This window comes from Bacillus sp. MYb56 (assembly GCF_002976445.1).
In the GTDB taxonomy this organism is placed as follows: domain Bacteria; phylum Bacillota; class Bacilli; order Bacillales; family Bacillaceae_G; genus Bacillus_A; species Bacillus_A mycoides.
In genome coordinates, this window is the sequence record NZ_PCOH01000014.1 from 27,713 (window position 1) to 44,163 (window position 16,451).

Genomic DNA, 16,451 nt, shown 5'->3' on the forward strand with positions numbered 1-16,451 from the left:
CTCTTCCATCTTATAAAGCGCCACTATAACAAAGAATTCATTGACGCTTGAATCAAAGCTTCAACTTCAAAAACCTAAATTTTCCAATCATAAATTCACCCAAACCCACAAATTATAATCTTTGAATTGATATTCCAAAGGGGGCTTCATTCAATGACTGTAATTACAAAACTAAAGCAAACTGTTTCTGGATTAAAAAGTGCACAAGCTAGCTTAGAGGGATTCGCTCTTGATACGGATAACCAACAAGCAAAGCAACTTTTCCAAACAGCTGCGCAGCAAACACAAACAATTATTGATTCTTTAAACCCACGTGTTGAAGAAGTCCAGCAAGAAGAACCACAATACACACAGCAATAACCAAAGGTGCCATTGTATCTAATGGTACACAATTTGAGAAAAAGGGTGATATGCAATCATCCTTTTTTCTCAAATTACATAATGCAATAGAAATGGAATGATTATAATGCGAAAACTCGGAATCATAACCGCGTTATTTATGCTCCTATTCGGTTCACTTACCGGATGTGATAATAGCCCGTTAGATAAAAAAGTAAAGAAAGAAGAAGCTAAGCGAACAGATGAGAAAAAGGGCCCTAAATTAACAAAAATGAGTACAGAATCCTTTAATCAATCTATATCGCAAGAAGCTAAGAAAAAAGCTCTCACTATAGAGGGAATTACAGAAGCCACCGCAGTTAATACAAATTTAGATCTTTACATAGCCGTTAAACCTGAACATCACGAAAGATTTGGTTTAAAGCCTTTAAGAAGTAAATTAAAAAAGAAGCTAAGTGATGAAAACCCTACTTTCGATATTCGTGTAAGTACAGACAAAAAGATCTTTATGCTCATAGAAGAACTTGAAAACAAAATTAAGAAAAAGAAAGTGAGTAAGGATGGCATTAAAGAACAGTTAAAACTCATTCAATCAGAAATGGGATCTAATATTTAAGCTTTCTAAAAGAGAAGGAAGGATTCAAATGTCTAGTAAAGATAAAAATTTAACACCTGTACAACAAGAATATAAAAAATTCGAACAACAGCGCGAACCGAAGCGCCCCGTTTTAAAAAATTGTATAAAAGCTTTTTTCGTCGGGGGATTAATTTGTCTAATAGGCCAACTGATTTCCACCTTTTATATTACGTACTTTGATTTCACTGAAAGATCTGCCGGGAACCCTACCGTTGCAACTCTTATTTTTATCTCCATGCTACTGACGGGATTTGGCGTCTACGATCGCCTCGGACAATTTGCTGGTGCTGGTACCGCAGTTCCCGTTACTGGATTTGGTAACTCTGTTATTGCCGCGTGTATTGAACACCGTACAGAAGGGTTCGTTCTCGGCGTTGGTGGTAACATGTTTAAACTAGCAGGATCGGTCATCTTATTTGGCGTATTTTCAGCTTTTGTCATCGCTCTTATTAAAACGATTCTCTTTCAATGGGGAGGGCTGTAAATGTTACAAGGACACCGAACATGGGTATTCGAAAACAAACCAGTTATCATCTCAACAGGTGTAGTCGGTGGCCCATTTGAGGCAAATGGAAAAATTCCTGAAGACTTCGATACCCTGCATGAAGATTTATGGCTCGGACAAGATTCTTACGAAAAGGCACATAAAATTTTATTTGAAGAAGCTTGTAGCCGCGCTACCGAAAAGGCAAAGCTCCGTAAAGACGATATTCAATTCGTACTCGCAGGGGATTTAATTAACCAAATAACTCCAACGAGCTTTGCATGCCGCACACTCGGAACACCTTATCTCGGTTTATTCGGTGCCTGTTCTACCTCTATGGAAGGCTTAGCACTCGGCGCAAGTATCGTAAATGCAAAAGGTGCAAAGTATTTATTAACTGGGGCATCAAGTCATAACGCTGCGGTAGAAAAACAATTCCGCTATCCAACTGAATATGGTGGTCAAAAACCTCCTACGGCTCAGTGGACAGTGACCGGTGCAGGCGCGGCTATTTTAAGCGACACTGGATATGGTCCACAAGTAACATCGGCCACCATTGGACGAGTTATTGATATGGGACTAACAGATCCTTTTAATATGGGTGGTGCGATGGCCCCAGCTGCTGTCGATACGATTGAAGCTCATTTACGCGAACGACAAATTGACGCCTCTTATTACGACTTAATCGTAACAGGTGACCTTGGACATGTCGGTCGCGAAATCGCTTACGACCTACTACATAAACATGGAACAAAGGTAAAGAGCGAGCAATTTCAAGATTGCGGAATCATCATTTATAGAGAAGGTCAACCTGTCATAGCTGGTGGAAGTGGTCCAGGCTGTTCAGCAACAGTCGTATACGGACATTTATTAAACCGAATGAAAAGAGGAGAATTTAAAAAAATACTTGTCGTTGCGACAGGCGCTTTACTATCTCCACTTACATTCCAACAAGAAGAAACGATTCCGTGTATCGCTCACGCTGTTTCGATTGAATTTGGAGGTGCAACGCAATGATTTTTTTCTGGGCTTTCGTCATTGGTGGACTCATATGCGTAATCGGACAGCTTATGTTTGATGTCGGCAAACTAACCCCCGCTCATACGATGGCAACACTCGTTGTTGCTGGAGCTATATTAGATGGATTCAATCTGTATGAACCATTAATAGACTTTGCAGGCGCTGGCGCAACTGTACCTATTACAAGTTTCGGTAATGCCCTCGTTCATGGCGCGATGGAGGAAGCAGCCAAACATGGCATCGTCGGCGTTATTACCGGCATGTTTAAAGTAACGAGCGCTGGTGTATCAGCTGCCATTATTTTCGGCTTCATTGGAGCATTGCTATTCAAACCGAAAGGATAAGAGGTGTTTTCATGACTGTTATCGCTAGCGTAAAAACTTGCCTTGCCAGTGTAAGAGGGGCTCAAGCAAGTTTAAGCTCCCTTTCATTAAATTCACAAGACGAAGAATCAAAACGCGTATTTCATGAATGTATGTTAGAAATGGACAGCGTCATCGCTGATTTAAAGAATAGAATTTCAGTATTAGAACGTGAAGAACCTCAATATAAAGGGTTTTAAGTAGACTGGAGGAAATGACTATGTCTCACCTGCCCGAATGGACACTCGTTATTCTTCGCTCTGTATTCATATTAATCATTTTATTCGCTATTACGAAATGGTTAGGGAAAAGACAAATCTCTCAGCTCTCCTTTTTTGAATACATAGCCGGAATGACCATCGGTGACATCGCTGCCCAAGTATCTACAGGGCTCGATTCAAAATTTTTCCACGGCGTCTTTGCGATACTCATTTTCGCTGTGGTACCTTTTTTCACAGGAATCATCTCCTTAAAGAACAAAACAGCTCGGGACTTCTTTGAAGGAAAATCTACCGTATTAATAAAAGACGGAAAAATACTCGAAGATAACTTAAAGAAAGAAAAGTATACAAGTGATGAATTGCTTGAGCTTCTCAGAGGAAAAAATGCGTTCAGCGTAGCTGATGTTGAATTTGCAGTACTAGAACCGAGCGGAGAATTAAATGTATTATTGAAGAAAGATCGTCAACCACTTACAGCAAAAGACATCAGCTTAAAAGTACCAAACGAAAAAGAACCGCAAACCGTTATTATGGATGGAAATATACTAGATGAACCTCTTTCTGCTAGCGGACATAATCGCGCTTGGTTACATTCTGAGCTAGAAAAACTCGGTGTTGTCATTGAAAATGTCTTTCTTGGTCAAGTTGATTCATACGGACAACTTACTATCGACATCTATAATGATAAACTCCAAATGCCTTCTCCTCAAAACAAGCCTTTATTATTAGCATCCTTAAAGAAATGCAATGCTGATCTTGAATTATTCTCTTTAGAAACGAAATCAAAATCAGCGAGTGATATGTATAGTAAAAACGCAAAACAAATCGAGAAAATCTTAAATAAAGTAACCTATCTGTTAAAAGAATAAAAAATGAAAGAACGCTTCTATACAAAAGGCGTTCTTTTGCCTTTTCCACACCATTAATCACGTTTAAATTTATGTAATTCGGTTATGATGTTGAAGATACATAAGCAGGGAATTTTAAAAACATAGCGAATAAATCATGATACAACTACATATTTTTTGATTTAAAGTGGTTTCGTTTGACCTTCATTGACCATAATTGTATTATAAGACTAAGAAAGCTTTTAAAGGAGGAAATAACAGATGAATTTAATTCCTACAGTAATTGAACAAACAAATCGTGGAGAACGCGCTTACGATATTTACTCTCGACTATTAAAGGATCGCATCATTATGCTTGGTAGCGCAATTGATGACAATGTAGCAAACTCAATCGTTTCCCAGCTTTTATTCTTGGAATCTCAAGATCCAGAAAAAGATATTCACATTTACATCAACAGCCCTGGTGGTTCTATCACAGCTGGTATGGCAATTTACGATACAATGCAGTTTATTAAACCACAAGTATCAACAATCTGTATCGGTATGGCTGCATCTATGGGTGCATTCTTACTTGCAGCAGGTGAAAAAGGAAAACGTTACGCACTTCCAAACAGTGAAGTTATGATTCACCAACCACTTGGCGGAGCACAAGGTCAAGCGACTGAAATCGAAATCGCTGCAAAACGTATCCTATTCTTACGTGAAAAATTAAACCAAATTCTTGCTGACCGCACAGGTCAACCACTTGAAGTTCTACAACGCGACACAGACCGCGACAACTTCATGACAGCAGAAAGAGCTCTAGAATACGGCTTAATCGATAAGATCTTTACAAATCGTTAAGACACTTAAAAGCGGAGGCGGCTCGTTTAGAACAGGAGGAAGTTGGAACCCCTGATTCCGAGGCGCCTTTTGCCTCGAATGAAGGGGTGAAACGACCGACTGTTCTAGCCGCCGGAGCTGGATAGAATTTAAAGCGGAAGTGGCTCGTTCAGAATCGCAGGGCGTTGGAGCTTTTACATCCGAGGCGCTTTTTGCCTCGAATGTAAAAGCGAAACGACCGAAGATTCTAGCCGCTGGAGCTGGATACATCTAAAAGCGGAAGCGCCCGTCAACAGGGCGCTTTTTTTATTATGTACAAGGGTATCACATACCCCACCTAGTATCTAACCCAATATATCGGTGATTTTTCAATTTTATCGACCACAACTCAAATTATATCGGCGTTTCGACACAACTTATCGACTTACCGACCATTCCCGACAAGCGCGAACCAGCTATATACCCACTGATCATTCGTTATCACACCAACCACGCACCCCACAAACAGAAAAATAAAAAAAGCTATCGCACATTCGCGATAACCCTTTATTGTACATATGCAGTTAATGCTTCCAAAGCCTCTTCTGCATCTGAACCTTCTGTTGTGATTGTAATCATGCTACCAGTTCCGATTGCTAAGCTCATAATCCCCATTATGCTCTTTGCATTCACTGTCTTTCCATCTTTCTCGATGAAGATATCCGCATGAAAGCGATTTGCCTCTTGTACAAACAACGCAGCCAGACGTGCTTGTAAGCCGTTTTTTAATGCCACTTTAACCAGTTTTTGAACCACAGCTCCATTTCCCCTTTAACCTTTTATTTTTTTGCTACTGTTTCCCCCGCGCGTAATTTCTCTGCAATTTCATCGATTTTACGCAAACGATGATTAATACCCGATTTACTAATTTTCCCCCCGGATACCATCTCACCTAACTCTTTCAATGTTACATCTTGATAATCTCTTCGTAACTGTGCAATTTCTCTTAATTTATCTGGCAAAATATCAAGCCCAACCGTCTCATCAATATAGCGGATGTTCTCAATTTGCCTTAGCGCTGCACCAATTGTTTTATTTAAATTAGCTGTTTCGCAGTTAACTAAACGATTTACTGAATTACGCATATCGCGAACAATTCGAATATCTTCAAATCTTAAAAGTGCATTATGAGCACCTATAATATTTAAAAACTCTGTAATTTTTTCAGCTTCTTTCAAATACGTAATGTACCCTTTTCTTCTTTCCAACGTCTTACTATTTAAATCAAATCCGTTCATCAGTTCACATATAGAATCATTATGTTCCTTATATAACGAAAAGATCTCTAAATGATAAGATGATGTTTCTGGGTTATTTACTGAACCACCTGCTAAAAATGCACCGCGTAAATACGATCGTTTACAACATTTCTTCTCGATTAATTCCTGCGATATATTTCGAATAAACGAAAAGTCATCTCGAACAATGTGAAGATCTGCTAATATTTCACGAGACTTCTCAACAAGCCGCACGATATATACATTATTTTTCTTCAATCGCATTTTTTTACGAACAAGTAATTCTACCGTCACATCATATCCTTTTTTCAAAAGCGTATAAATCCTTCTTGCAATTGCTGCATTTTCCGTTTGAATATCGATAGATAGGCGACGGTTTGAAAAAGAAAGCGATCCGTTCATTCGAAGCAACGCCGATAATTCTGATTTCTCGCAGCATTCCTTCATTTCAAGGTTGGTCAACTCTTTCTTTGTTTCTGATGCAAATGACACAGTCAACACCTCCTTATACTATTACTTTGGAACAAAAATCTTGTCCTATATGAATGAGGAGCGTTACCTCAAATGAGGCAACGCACATTTATAACAATGAATATAGAATAGAAGCTAACTTTAATGTATCATGTCTTACAACACGATCATCATATTTCGCTAATCGATCTTGAATGATTTCGATATTATGTTCAGCAAAACGATTTGTATCCAGTGCAACTGGTTCCGACATCTCTTCCTCATATAACTTACGTAATTCACGAGGAATATCACGATTATTTACAATCGCAGTGTCGATAAATGGTTTACCTAAATGATCATGTAACGCCTGCACATGATCAAACGCAGTATAACCCTTCGTTTCGCCCGCTTGCGTCATAACATTACATACATATACCTTCTTCGCTTTTGCAGCAAGAACAGCGTCTCCAATTTTATTAACGACTAAATTCGGTAATATACTTGTGTACAGACTTCCTGGACCGAAAACAAGCAAATCAGCTCGTTTAATTTCCGTCAACGTTTCACATAACGGTTCTACATCTTCTGGAGTTAAAAAGACACGATTAATCTTCTTCCCGAAATGAGGAATCTTTGATTCACCTGTTACAATTTCTCCATCTTCTAATTCTGCATGAAGTACCGCACTTTGATTCGCTGCTGGTAATACACGTCCTCTGACATTTAATACTTTACTCGTTTCCGTAATCGCGTGGTAAAAGTCTCCTGTAATCGAAGTCATACCTGCCAATAATAAATTTCCTAACGCATGCCCTTTCAGTCCGTCTCCAGTTGTAAAACGGTGCTGAAATAAAGCCTCCACTAATGGTTCTACATCCGATAACGCAACAAGTACGTTACGAATATCACCTGGAGGTGGAATTTCTAGCTCATCACGTAGTCTACCTGAACTGCCTCCATCGTCGGCTACTGTTACAACTGCTGTAATATCAACAGGATATTGTTTTAATCCCCTTAATAAAACAGAAAGTCCAGTTCCACCTCCCATGATAACAATTTTAGGTTTTCTCTCTTTTTTCATCCCTTAATGGCCCTTTCTCTTCTCCACATCACGATGAGATACATGAACGCTATACTCTGGTTTCAAATGTTTCCCAAGGTACTCTGTAAGCGTAACAGAACGATGTTGCCCACCTGTACATCCAATCGCAATTACAAGTTGACTCTTACCTTCTCTTTTATAATGAGGCAGCATGAAAGTGATAAGATCCGTCAATTTCTCTAAAAACTTATGTGTTTCATTAAATTTCAACACATACGACGAAACTTCTTCATCCAGTCCTGTTAATGGCTTCATATGTGGAATATAATATGGATTTGGTAAAAAACGAACATCAAATACTAAATCAGCATCAATTGGAATTCCGTACTTAAATCCAAATGACATAACATTTACACGAAATGCTTGCTCAGTTTCTGTTGAGAATAAGTGAACAATTTTTTCTCGTAATTCTTTCGGTTTCAAATCAGATGTATCAAGCACAATATTCGCTCGTGCCTTCATATCAGTTAAGAGACCACGCTCAGCTTCAATTCCCTTTAACGGCAAGCCAGTTGGCGCAAGTGGATGTGAACGTCTCGTTTCTTTATAACGAGTTACAAGTGTGCTATCTTTCGCATCTAAAAATAAAATATGAGGAATAATCCATGTACGTTCTGATAAATCATCAAGCGCTCCCCATAAATATTCAAAAAACTCTCGGCCACGTAAATCAATACCGAGTGCCACTTTATTCATTTTACCTTTTGAATCTGCCATAAGTTCAATAAACTTCGGCAATAACATCGGTGGTAAATTATCTACACAAAAATATCCTAAATCTTCGAAACTTTGTAACGCTACCGTCTTTCCAGCTCCAGACATCCCTGTAATAATTACCATTTTTATATCATTATTCTCTGTCATCGTATCCTCTCCTTGCAGGTTTAACTCGGATCTAATCGATATGAAAGCAACTCAAAATCTGGGGTATATACAAATGTACCGTAGATTATACCATTCCCTTTAATTAAATAATCAATAATGTGATAATCTCCTGGTGCCATTGCTAAATCATCAATTTTATCAAATGTATGCCAACCAATGATGCCTTCTTCGCTCTCTAATTTGTTTTCTCCTGCAAAATCTGTTGCTAAAAAGGAGAACATCATCCATTCAGAAACAACTTTATCACCTTCTTGGATGACAAAAGTGAAGACCCCTTTTAATGCTGGATTCTTTAAATAAATACCTGTTTCTTCACGATACTCGCGAACAACGGAATCTCTTACTGTCTCACCACGCTCCATTTTCCCGCCCGGTGCAACCCACCAATTCCGGCGAGGTTTTTGGAGTAAGAGTACTTCATTATCTCTAATTAACACACAGTTTGTCACTCTTTGCATGTTTCTTCACCTCAGCTACTTGCAGCAAAATTTCTCACTGCATACTCATTTCATTATACTATCAAAAACAGTTTGCTACAACGAAGGTGCCAGTCCCCTTTCGCTAAGCAATTGTAAAAATTCTTTCTATAACACGCAATCAAAATACCTTACTTCCCATGAATAGCACATAAAAATCCCCTTAACGATTTTTATCGTTAAGGGGATTAAAACACTTATTTCTTACCGAAATAAGTAACAACCGCAAATCCTAAAATAAAAGTAATAATTGAACTTACAATTGAAATTCCACCAGTCGGAATGCCAGGGAACACAATGACAATCGACCCGATAACGAGCCCAATAATTGCCGCAAATGTCATACTTTTATAACGATCTAACAAATAACTAATTCCTTTACTACTTACAACAAATCCAGCCATCACGCCGGCACCGATAACCACGATTAACGGTAAATTGAGTGTAGTTAAAGCGTTAATTGCTGTCGGATACACACCAATAATTAATAAAATAAACGATCCACTAATTCCAGGAAGAAGCATAGCCATACTAGCCATCCATCCTGCGAAAAATAAACCAATTGCATTTAAAATTGTTAACGTCGTAATCGGATCAGCTGCCTTATCTGGTTTAAAGAATGCTGTTATTGCAACAAGAATTGCTGCAATTATTAATAAGACAATATGACTACCTTTAAACGTTGCCTTTGCATCAGCTTCTCTCATTAACATCGGTAATATACTAATAATTAAACCGAGAAAGAAAAATTGAGTCGGTTCATAATGATTTGCTAATAAATATTTAATAACGTGACTTAACGTTAGAAAAGCTGCCGCTACACCAGCTCCAAGTGGGATTAAAAACGCTAAATGTTTTTTCCATTCACGACTAAAAAATCCGCTAATTGCTGCGAGCAATTGTTCATAAATTCCCAACACAACAGCGATTGTTCCGCCACTCACACCAGGAATTAAATCACTAACGCCCATACAAAATCCACGATATATATTACGCCATTCCATACTGAATAAATTCCTCATTTCTTATAATGATTTTTCCCGTAAATTCTAGTATAACAATAAGAATCATTATATTCTTAATTGTTTTTGACAATAGTTTGACATTTGGACAAAAAAAGAAAGCCACCTATCGGTAGCTTTCTTCTCAAAAGGAAAAATAACCTTATTTTTCTGTTACAGTCTTTAGTTCCTCTACTAACTCTTCTATATAATGCTGTGCACTCTGCGCTGCAATACTACCATCGCCTGTTGCCGTTACAATTTGACGAAGCATTTTTTCACGAACATCACCAGCTGCGAAAATACCAGGGACTTTCGTTTCCATACGCTCGTTCGTTTCAACATAACCATTTTCATTTGTAATACCTAGCTCAACAAACGGTTTTGATAATGGTAACATACCGATGTATATGAAAACGCCGTCAGTTTTAACTTCTTGTTCTTCTCCGCTGTTTACATCTACAAGTGTTACGCTTCCTACTTTACCATTTGCATCGTTAATTTCTTTTATAGTGTGATTCCAAATGAAATCTACTTTCTCATTTTGGAAAGCACGATCTTGTAAAATTTTCTGTGCACGAAGAGTGTCACGACGGTGAACGATCGTTACTTTTGATGCGAAGCGTGTTAAGAACACACCCTCTTCAACAGCAGAATCTCCGCCGCCAATAACAACAAGTTCTTTCCCTTTAAAGAATGCACCATCACATACTGCACAATATGATACACCGCGGCCGCCAAGTTCTGTTTCACCTGGCACACCAATTTTTTTATACTCTGCACCGCTTGCAACGATAATTGCACGTGCTTTATATTCTTTTTTACCAGCAATAATTGTTTTGTACTCTTTACCATCGATGATTGCTTTTACATCACCGTATGCATATTCAGCACCAAATTTCTTCGCATGCTCAAACATTTTATTTGATAAGTCTGGTCCTAAAATAGACTCATAACCTGGATAGTTCTCTACATCTTCTGTATTTGCCATTTGTCCACCTGGAATACCACGCTCAAGCATCAGTGTGCTTAAATTCGCACGAGATGTATATACCGCAGCTGTCATACCAGCTGGTCCTGCACCAATAATAATGACATCATAAATTTTTTCTTCTGACACACTATTCACTCCCATTCATTCATACACATTAAGTTACCCTCATTATACTGTTAGCATCATTTTTTTCCCAATGATTTGCCTACCCTACGTGTGCGTGCGCTTAACAGCCTGCACATACTTTCGTACAGTCGCTACAGATACATTATATACATCACCAAGCTCTGCCTGTGTCATCTTATTTCTTTGTTCGCCGCGTACAATGTATTCAATTGCCGCTGACCAACCGTACACATTTGTAAAAGTCGCTCCAGATGTATATAAACGTATGAACGTGCAAAACCAAAAATTTAAACACTCTTCGATTAATTCATCGTCTTTTTTCGTATAATTGTATAATGCATCCGCGATTCGTACGCACTTTTCAAATTGCTGTAAATCAGCTGGGATGCTTTTATGACTATTAAGTAAAAAGAAATATTTTGCAAGTTGCGATACGATTGGAACACCATTTTTCGCTTGCGTTACATCAAAGAAGAATCCAACCTTCTCTGGTGTTGACAATTCATTCATTAAATATAAAGCTAGCATTTTCTCTTCTAGCGTCGTACTTTGCTGAAATGATTTTCGTAACTCTTCAAATAAAAGATTTTGTCCTTCATCTGCTAAATTCAGTGCATTCCACGGTTCTTTTCCTTTTTTATCAGGATGTAATTCTACAACATGTTGCCACATTTTTTCAGCTACTTGCTGTTCCTTCACCATATACGCAGAGTATGCAAACCAGTAATAAAAACTGACGTCTCCTTCGTACCCTTGACGCTTTAATACTTTGAACCATTTATATGCAGGTTCAAAATGACCAATTGTTGCAAGCGTTGTTCCAAGTTTCAAACGATGCTCAAATGAAATTGGATATACCGAAACTAACTGCCCCGCTAATGACTCTACTTGCTTATGCTCTCCAATTGAATATAGAAAAATAAGTGTATTACAAAGCGCATGCATATTACCAGGATTTTTCTCTAAAATCATTTCTGTTAACTTAAGCGCTTGATCTACATTACCTGATTGAAAATGTGCAATCGCTAAATTATTATGTCCTGACCAAAATTCTGGATATTCTTTCGTAACAACTTCTAGTGTAGCAATCGCCTCTTCTAATTGTCCGTTACGAATGTAGCGGTTCGCTTCTTCTTGCATAACAATTAGCTCATCTTCATCCTCAATCTCTTCCGCACCCATTGCATCTTCTTCCATAATCTCAAGCAATTCTAATGTATCTTCTACAAATTCCTTCTCTTCCGCAACTTCTAAATATCGCTCTGCATACTTCTTCGCCTGTTGAAACAAGCCCATATATGCATAATTATTTGAAATAAAATAATAGCATTGCTCAAGTTCAGGATTGGATCTAACAAGCTTTAGAAATATCTGATTCGACTCTTGATATTCACCAGATTCAGATAATGCTATTGCTAGTTGGCATAAAATAAACGGCTCCTTCTCGCTTTGCGCTGCTCTTCGAAAATATTTAATTGCATCTTGCAATTTTTGCCCTTTATAAGCCCTCATCCCTTTTTTATAAAAGAAGTCCGCTAACTGATTAAAAGAGATAACTTGTCCGTTCTCCTTATATATTCTTTGATTTTTCCCCATATATCCTCCAGTTTTTTGTTTTCTTCGTTCACACATTCTTCTATCTATAAGTATAAACGATTCCGTAAAAAACAAAACAGTATATTATAATCAATTATTTCCTTTTTATTCATAAAAAGAGAAGGGAAATGTTACATTTTTAACATCAACCTTCTCTAGTGGCCATTTCCTCTTTCGTATAAATAATACGCATCGGATTCCCGCCTACGAAAGCGCCGCCTGGTACATCTTTATGGACAAGTGTGCCTGCAGAAACGATAGCTCCATCTCCAATTGTCACACCTGGTAAAATTGTCGTATTCGCTCCAATCATAACTTCATTCCCTATGACGATTTCTCCGAGCCGATACTCACGAATTAAATATTCATGCGCTAAAAGCGTTGTATTATAGCCGATAATTGAATTGTCTCCCACAGTAATCTTTTCTGGAAACATAATATCTGGCATTACCATAAGTGCAAACGACGTTTTCTTTCCTACTTCCATCCGTAAAAACGTGCGATATAACCAATTCTTTACGGATAAAAATGGCGTGTAACGTGCGATTTGGATGATAATAAAATTTTTCATTACCTTCCAAAAAGAAACTGTTTTATACACATTCCACAATGAATTTTCTCCTGAAACAGGATAGCGCGTTGTCCGTCGCACTGAACTCTCTCCTCTACTTATATAAAGTGACACTTTAACCGGCAGGAATCTTACTACCCGTTAATGCGGGACAAAATCGGTAGTAAATCACTCATTTTATCTAGCACATAATCTGGTTTATACGCTTCTAAATACGCTCTACCTTTCAATGTCCATGAAACCGCTACTGTTTTCGTACCTGCATTTTGTCCACCGACGATATCATGATGATTATCACCAACCATCAATGTTTCTTCTGGCTTTGCATCTAATAATTTCAATGCTTTTTGAAGTGGTTCTGGATGTGGTTTCACATGTTCCACATCATCAATCGTCACGACAACATCAAAAAACTGATCAAGTTTCGAAAGCTTTAATCCCATTTCAACCGTCTGTCTCGCTTTCGTTGTAACGATGCCGATCTTATAACCTTGCTTCTTCAATTCTTGAACCGTTTCATATACAGTTTCATACTCTTCCACTAATTCATCATGATGCTCATGATTAAATTGACGATAACATGTAATCATCTCTTCAACCTTACTTGCATCAATCTTACTAAAAGTATCATGCAAAGATGGACCGATAAATGGCAATACATCTTCACGCTTATACTGATTAGAATAATAGTGATTTAACGTATGTAAAAAAGAAGAGATAATAAGTTCATTTGTATTAATTAACGTTCCATCTAAATCAAATAACACTGTATTTATTTTCATCGTCCTTAATCCTTTCATTACCTGAATATGAAAGAAGCAGCATCTTATATAAGATGCTACTTTTCTCTAATTTTCTAAATATCTTTTATCAGCTTGCCCCATTTTTCGTCTCACAATAATGAAAATGATAGAAATAACAACAATTCCAATAGACATTACTTGCGCAATACGAAGTGGTCCTAACATTAAACTATCTGTACGCAAACCTTCTACGAAGAAGCGTCCCACTGAATACCAAATTAAATATGTGAAGAATAATTCACCACGGCGTAAATTCACTTTTCGTAACGCGAGTAGTAAAATAACACCTGCAAAGTTCCATAATGATTCATATAAAAACGTTGGGTGATAATACACACCATCAATGTACATTTGATTAATAATGAAATCCGGTAAATGAAGACCTTCTAAAAACTGTCTCGTTACTTCATCACCATGCGCCTCTTGGTTCATAAAGTTTCCCCATCGGCCAATTGCTTGTCCTAGTAAAATACTCGGCGCAGCAATATCCGCTAACTTCCAGAATGAAAGCCCGCGTCGTTTCGCAAAAAGGATTCCTGTAATAACAGCCCCGATTAAACCACCATGAATCGCCAAACCACCTTGACGAATATTAATAATTTGACTCGGATTTTGCGAATAATATTCCCATTCAAAAATGACATAATACATTCTCGCAAAAAGAATGGCAATTGGTACTGCGATTAATACAAGGTCGATAAATGTATCTTTGTGAATACCAAGCCTTTCTCCCTCGCGAGTTGCTAGCCAAAGACCTAATAGCACACCTGTACCGATAATAACCCCATACCAATAAACAGGGAACGGCCCAAGTTGGACTGCTATACGGTCAAGCTGTGGTACAGAACCTAACAGCATATATATGACCTCCCTCTCCAGAGTCTACTCTTGATTTCCTAACTCAATCGCACTCATTAATCGTTCAGAGAACTGTTGTGCCGCATTGACTCCCATACGTTTTAATCTGAAGTTCATCGCTGCTACTTCAATAATAACAGCCAAGTTTCGACCAGGACGAACTGGAAGTGTAATCTTCGTAAGTTCTGTATCAATAATCTTCATCTTCTCTTCATCAAGACCTAAGCGATCATAATTTTTCTTTTGATCCCAAATTTCAAGATTAATAACAAGTGTAATACGTTTATAATTTCGTACTGCCCCTGCACCGAATAACGTCATTACGTTAATGATACCTAGACCACGAATTTCTAATAAGTGCTCAATTAAATCAGGTGAGCTCCCTACTAATGTATCTTCATCTTCTTGACGAATTTCTACGCTATCATCCGCAACAAGGCGGTGACCACGCTTTACAAGTTCAAGCGCTGTCTCACTTTTCCCGACACCACTTTGACCTGTAATTAAAACACCAACACCATAAATATCTACTAACACACCATGAACAGCTGTTGTTGGCGCTAACTTACCTTCTAAATAGTTTGTTAAACGACTTGATAATCTCGTCGTCGTTTGAGCAGAACGTAATAAAGGCACGCCTGATTCACGTGATGCTTGTAATAACTCATCCGGTACATCTTGATTACGAGTTACAATAATACAAGGCGTCTCCTCAGTACAAAGCGCTTTCATTCTCTCTTGCTTTTGCTCTGTCGTTAACGTATCAAAGAACGTAAGCTCCGTTTTTCCAAGAAGCTGCACGCGATCAGCTGGATAATATGTAAAAAATCCTGCCATTTCAATTCCAGGTCGCGATAAATCACTCGTATCAATCGGACGATGAATCCCTTCTTCACCACTTACTAACTCCAATTGAAATTGTTCAATTAAATCTTTTGTCCTTACTTTCGGCATATGTATAAACCTCCACTCCGCTGCGGGTTCAGTCTCATTTGATGTAAAATTCCATTCTATCGGATATTGTACCATTTTTTTCTGGAAACAAGAAACTCGGTTTCTAATAAATAGAAAAAAACATTTCATATGAATCATGAAATGTTTTTCTTTTTGTCATTTTCTCTTTTTTTCATGTAATGGTTCCACAATTACTTTTTCAATTATCATATTAAAAATAGAAATACAAATTGCCGCAACAATCGCTACACCAAATCCAGATATATTAAAGGCGTCCCCTAATAACGAATCCGTCATCTTTAACGTAATCGCATTAATAACAATTAAGAAGAAACCGAAAGTTACAAGAGTAATCGGTAGCGTAATTAAAATTAAAAGCGGCTTTACAAATACGTTTAAAATCGCCAATATAATACTCGCAATAATTGCAGTTTGTATATTTGCTATGTAAAATGCGTCTGGTGCAACCCCTTTTAAAAGTCCGGATACAGCGATTAACACAACGCTATTTACAAGAAGTGATACAATCCATCTCATTTCCTTACACATCCTTTTAACATATATATTTCATCATACGCTAATAGATAATAAACGCAAGTAACATGCAAACACTTATACCAAT

General features: G+C 37.8%; 21 protein-coding genes. 8 read left to right on the forward strand and 13 right to left on the reverse strand.

Annotated features, from left to right (window positions below):
• The first annotated feature begins 153 nt into the window (after window positions 1-153).
• The 8 genes from CQ058_RS17355 (at window position 154) to clpP (ending at window position 4,754) form a co-directional block, all read left to right on the forward strand.
• Entirely contained in the window at window positions 154-360 is a 207-nt protein-coding gene (locus CQ058_RS17355) for a DUF1657 domain-containing protein (RefSeq protein WP_000216167.1), read from the forward strand.
• Between the two features lie 106 nt (window positions 361-466).
• Window positions 467-955, forward strand: coding sequence for a YhcN/YlaJ family sporulation lipoprotein (locus CQ058_RS17360; RefSeq protein WP_002143725.1), 489 nt, complete (start codon window positions 467-469; stop codon window positions 953-955).
• A 28-nt stretch (window positions 956-983) separates the two neighbouring features.
• A complete protein-coding gene (gene spoVAC, locus CQ058_RS17365; RefSeq protein WP_002034730.1) occupies window positions 984-1,460 on the forward strand; it encodes a stage V sporulation protein AC in 477 nt (158 codons plus the stop codon).
• Window positions 1,461-2,477 (forward strand): stage V sporulation protein AD, encoded by a 1,017-nt coding sequence (spoVAD, locus tag CQ058_RS17370; protein ID WP_000938981.1) that lies wholly within the window; start codon window positions 1,461-1,463, stop codon window positions 2,475-2,477. It begins immediately after the preceding gene.
• Entirely contained in the window at window positions 2,474-2,824 is a 351-nt protein-coding gene (gene spoVAE / locus CQ058_RS17375; RefSeq protein WP_000575919.1) for a stage V sporulation protein AE, read from the forward strand. The genes spoVAD and spoVAE overlap by 4 nt, the downstream gene beginning before the upstream one ends.
• An 11-nt stretch (window positions 2,825-2,835) precedes the next feature.
• Entirely contained in the window at window positions 2,836-3,042 is a 207-nt protein-coding gene (locus CQ058_RS17380; RefSeq protein WP_105589895.1) for a DUF1657 domain-containing protein, read from the forward strand.
• Between the two features lie 20 nt (window positions 3,043-3,062).
• The gene (locus tag CQ058_RS17385; protein ID WP_105589896.1) at window positions 3,063-3,932 is read left to right on the forward strand and encodes a DUF421 domain-containing protein; all 870 of its coding nucleotides are present in this window, start codon (window positions 3,063-3,065) and stop codon (window positions 3,930-3,932) included.
• Between the two features lie 240 nt (window positions 3,933-4,172).
• The gene (gene clpP, locus CQ058_RS17390; RefSeq protein ID WP_001049163.1) at window positions 4,173-4,754 is read left to right on the forward strand and encodes an ATP-dependent Clp endopeptidase proteolytic subunit ClpP; all 582 of its coding nucleotides are present in this window, start codon (window positions 4,173-4,175) and stop codon (window positions 4,752-4,754) included.
• 525 nt (window positions 4,755-5,279) lie between these two features.
• Here the strand turns inward: clpP and CQ058_RS17400 are convergent.
• The 13 genes from CQ058_RS17400 to CQ058_RS17460 form a co-directional block, all read right to left on the reverse strand.
• The gene (locus tag CQ058_RS17400; protein ID WP_105589897.1) at window positions 5,280-5,528 is read right to left on the reverse strand and encodes an HPr family phosphocarrier protein; all 249 of its coding nucleotides are present in this window, start codon (window positions 5,526-5,528) and stop codon (window positions 5,280-5,282) included.
• Between the two features lie 23 nt (window positions 5,529-5,551).
• Complete coding sequence (gene whiA, locus CQ058_RS17405; RefSeq protein WP_002016082.1) at window positions 5,552-6,502, reverse strand: DNA-binding protein WhiA; 951 nt, start codon at window positions 6,500-6,502, stop codon at window positions 5,552-5,554.
• Window positions 6,503-6,590: 88 nt separating this feature from the next.
• A complete protein-coding gene (locus CQ058_RS17410; protein WP_002016083.1) occupies window positions 6,591-7,544 on the reverse strand; it encodes a gluconeogenesis factor YvcK family protein in 954 nt (317 codons plus the stop codon).
• A gap of 3 nt (window positions 7,545-7,547) precedes the next feature.
• Window positions 7,548-8,429 (reverse strand): RNase adapter RapZ, encoded by an 882-nt coding sequence (gene rapZ, locus CQ058_RS17415; protein ID WP_002016084.1) that lies wholly within the window; start codon window positions 8,427-8,429, stop codon window positions 7,548-7,550.
• Window positions 8,430-8,449: 20 nt separating this feature from the next.
• Window positions 8,450-8,908, reverse strand: coding sequence for an NUDIX hydrolase (locus CQ058_RS17420; RefSeq protein WP_001190080.1), 459 nt, complete (start codon window positions 8,906-8,908; stop codon window positions 8,450-8,452).
• A gap of 215 nt (window positions 8,909-9,123) precedes the next feature.
• Entirely contained in the window at window positions 9,124-9,930 is an 807-nt protein-coding gene (locus CQ058_RS17425; protein ID WP_105589898.1) for a DUF368 domain-containing protein, read from the reverse strand.
• Between the two features lie 160 nt (window positions 9,931-10,090).
• The gene (gene trxB / locus CQ058_RS17430) at window positions 10,091-11,047 is read right to left on the reverse strand and encodes a thioredoxin-disulfide reductase (protein WP_002089563.1); all 957 of its coding nucleotides are present in this window, start codon (window positions 11,045-11,047) and stop codon (window positions 10,091-10,093) included.
• A gap of 84 nt (window positions 11,048-11,131) precedes the next feature.
• The gene (locus CQ058_RS17435; RefSeq protein WP_002143728.1) at window positions 11,132-12,643 is read right to left on the reverse strand and encodes a tetratricopeptide repeat protein; all 1,512 of its coding nucleotides are present in this window, start codon (window positions 12,641-12,643) and stop codon (window positions 11,132-11,134) included.
• 145 nt (window positions 12,644-12,788) lie between these two features.
• Window positions 12,789-13,295 carry an acyltransferase gene (locus CQ058_RS17440; RefSeq protein ID WP_002139159.1) on the reverse strand — a complete coding sequence of 169 codons (507 nt, stop codon included), beginning with the start codon at window positions 13,293-13,295 and terminating at the stop codon, window positions 12,789-12,791.
• Window positions 13,296-13,348: 53 nt separating this feature from the next.
• On the reverse strand, window positions 13,349-13,996 hold the full coding sequence (ppaX, locus tag CQ058_RS17445) for a pyrophosphatase PpaX (protein ID WP_002089567.1): 648 nt from the start codon (window positions 13,994-13,996) through the stop codon (window positions 13,349-13,351).
• A 66-nt stretch (window positions 13,997-14,062) separates the two neighbouring features.
• Window positions 14,063-14,875 (reverse strand): prolipoprotein diacylglyceryl transferase, encoded by an 813-nt coding sequence (gene lgt / locus CQ058_RS17450; protein WP_002034719.1) that lies wholly within the window; start codon window positions 14,873-14,875, stop codon window positions 14,063-14,065.
• Window positions 14,876-14,899: 24 nt separating this feature from the next.
• The gene (gene hprK / locus CQ058_RS17455) at window positions 14,900-15,829 is read right to left on the reverse strand and encodes an HPr(Ser) kinase/phosphatase (protein ID WP_002016091.1); all 930 of its coding nucleotides are present in this window, start codon (window positions 15,827-15,829) and stop codon (window positions 14,900-14,902) included.
• A gap of 156 nt (window positions 15,830-15,985) precedes the next feature.
• Window positions 15,986-16,366 (reverse strand): phage holin family protein, encoded by a 381-nt coding sequence (locus CQ058_RS17460; RefSeq protein WP_002089574.1) that lies wholly within the window; start codon window positions 16,364-16,366, stop codon window positions 15,986-15,988.
• Window positions 16,367-16,451: the final 85 nt, after the last annotated feature.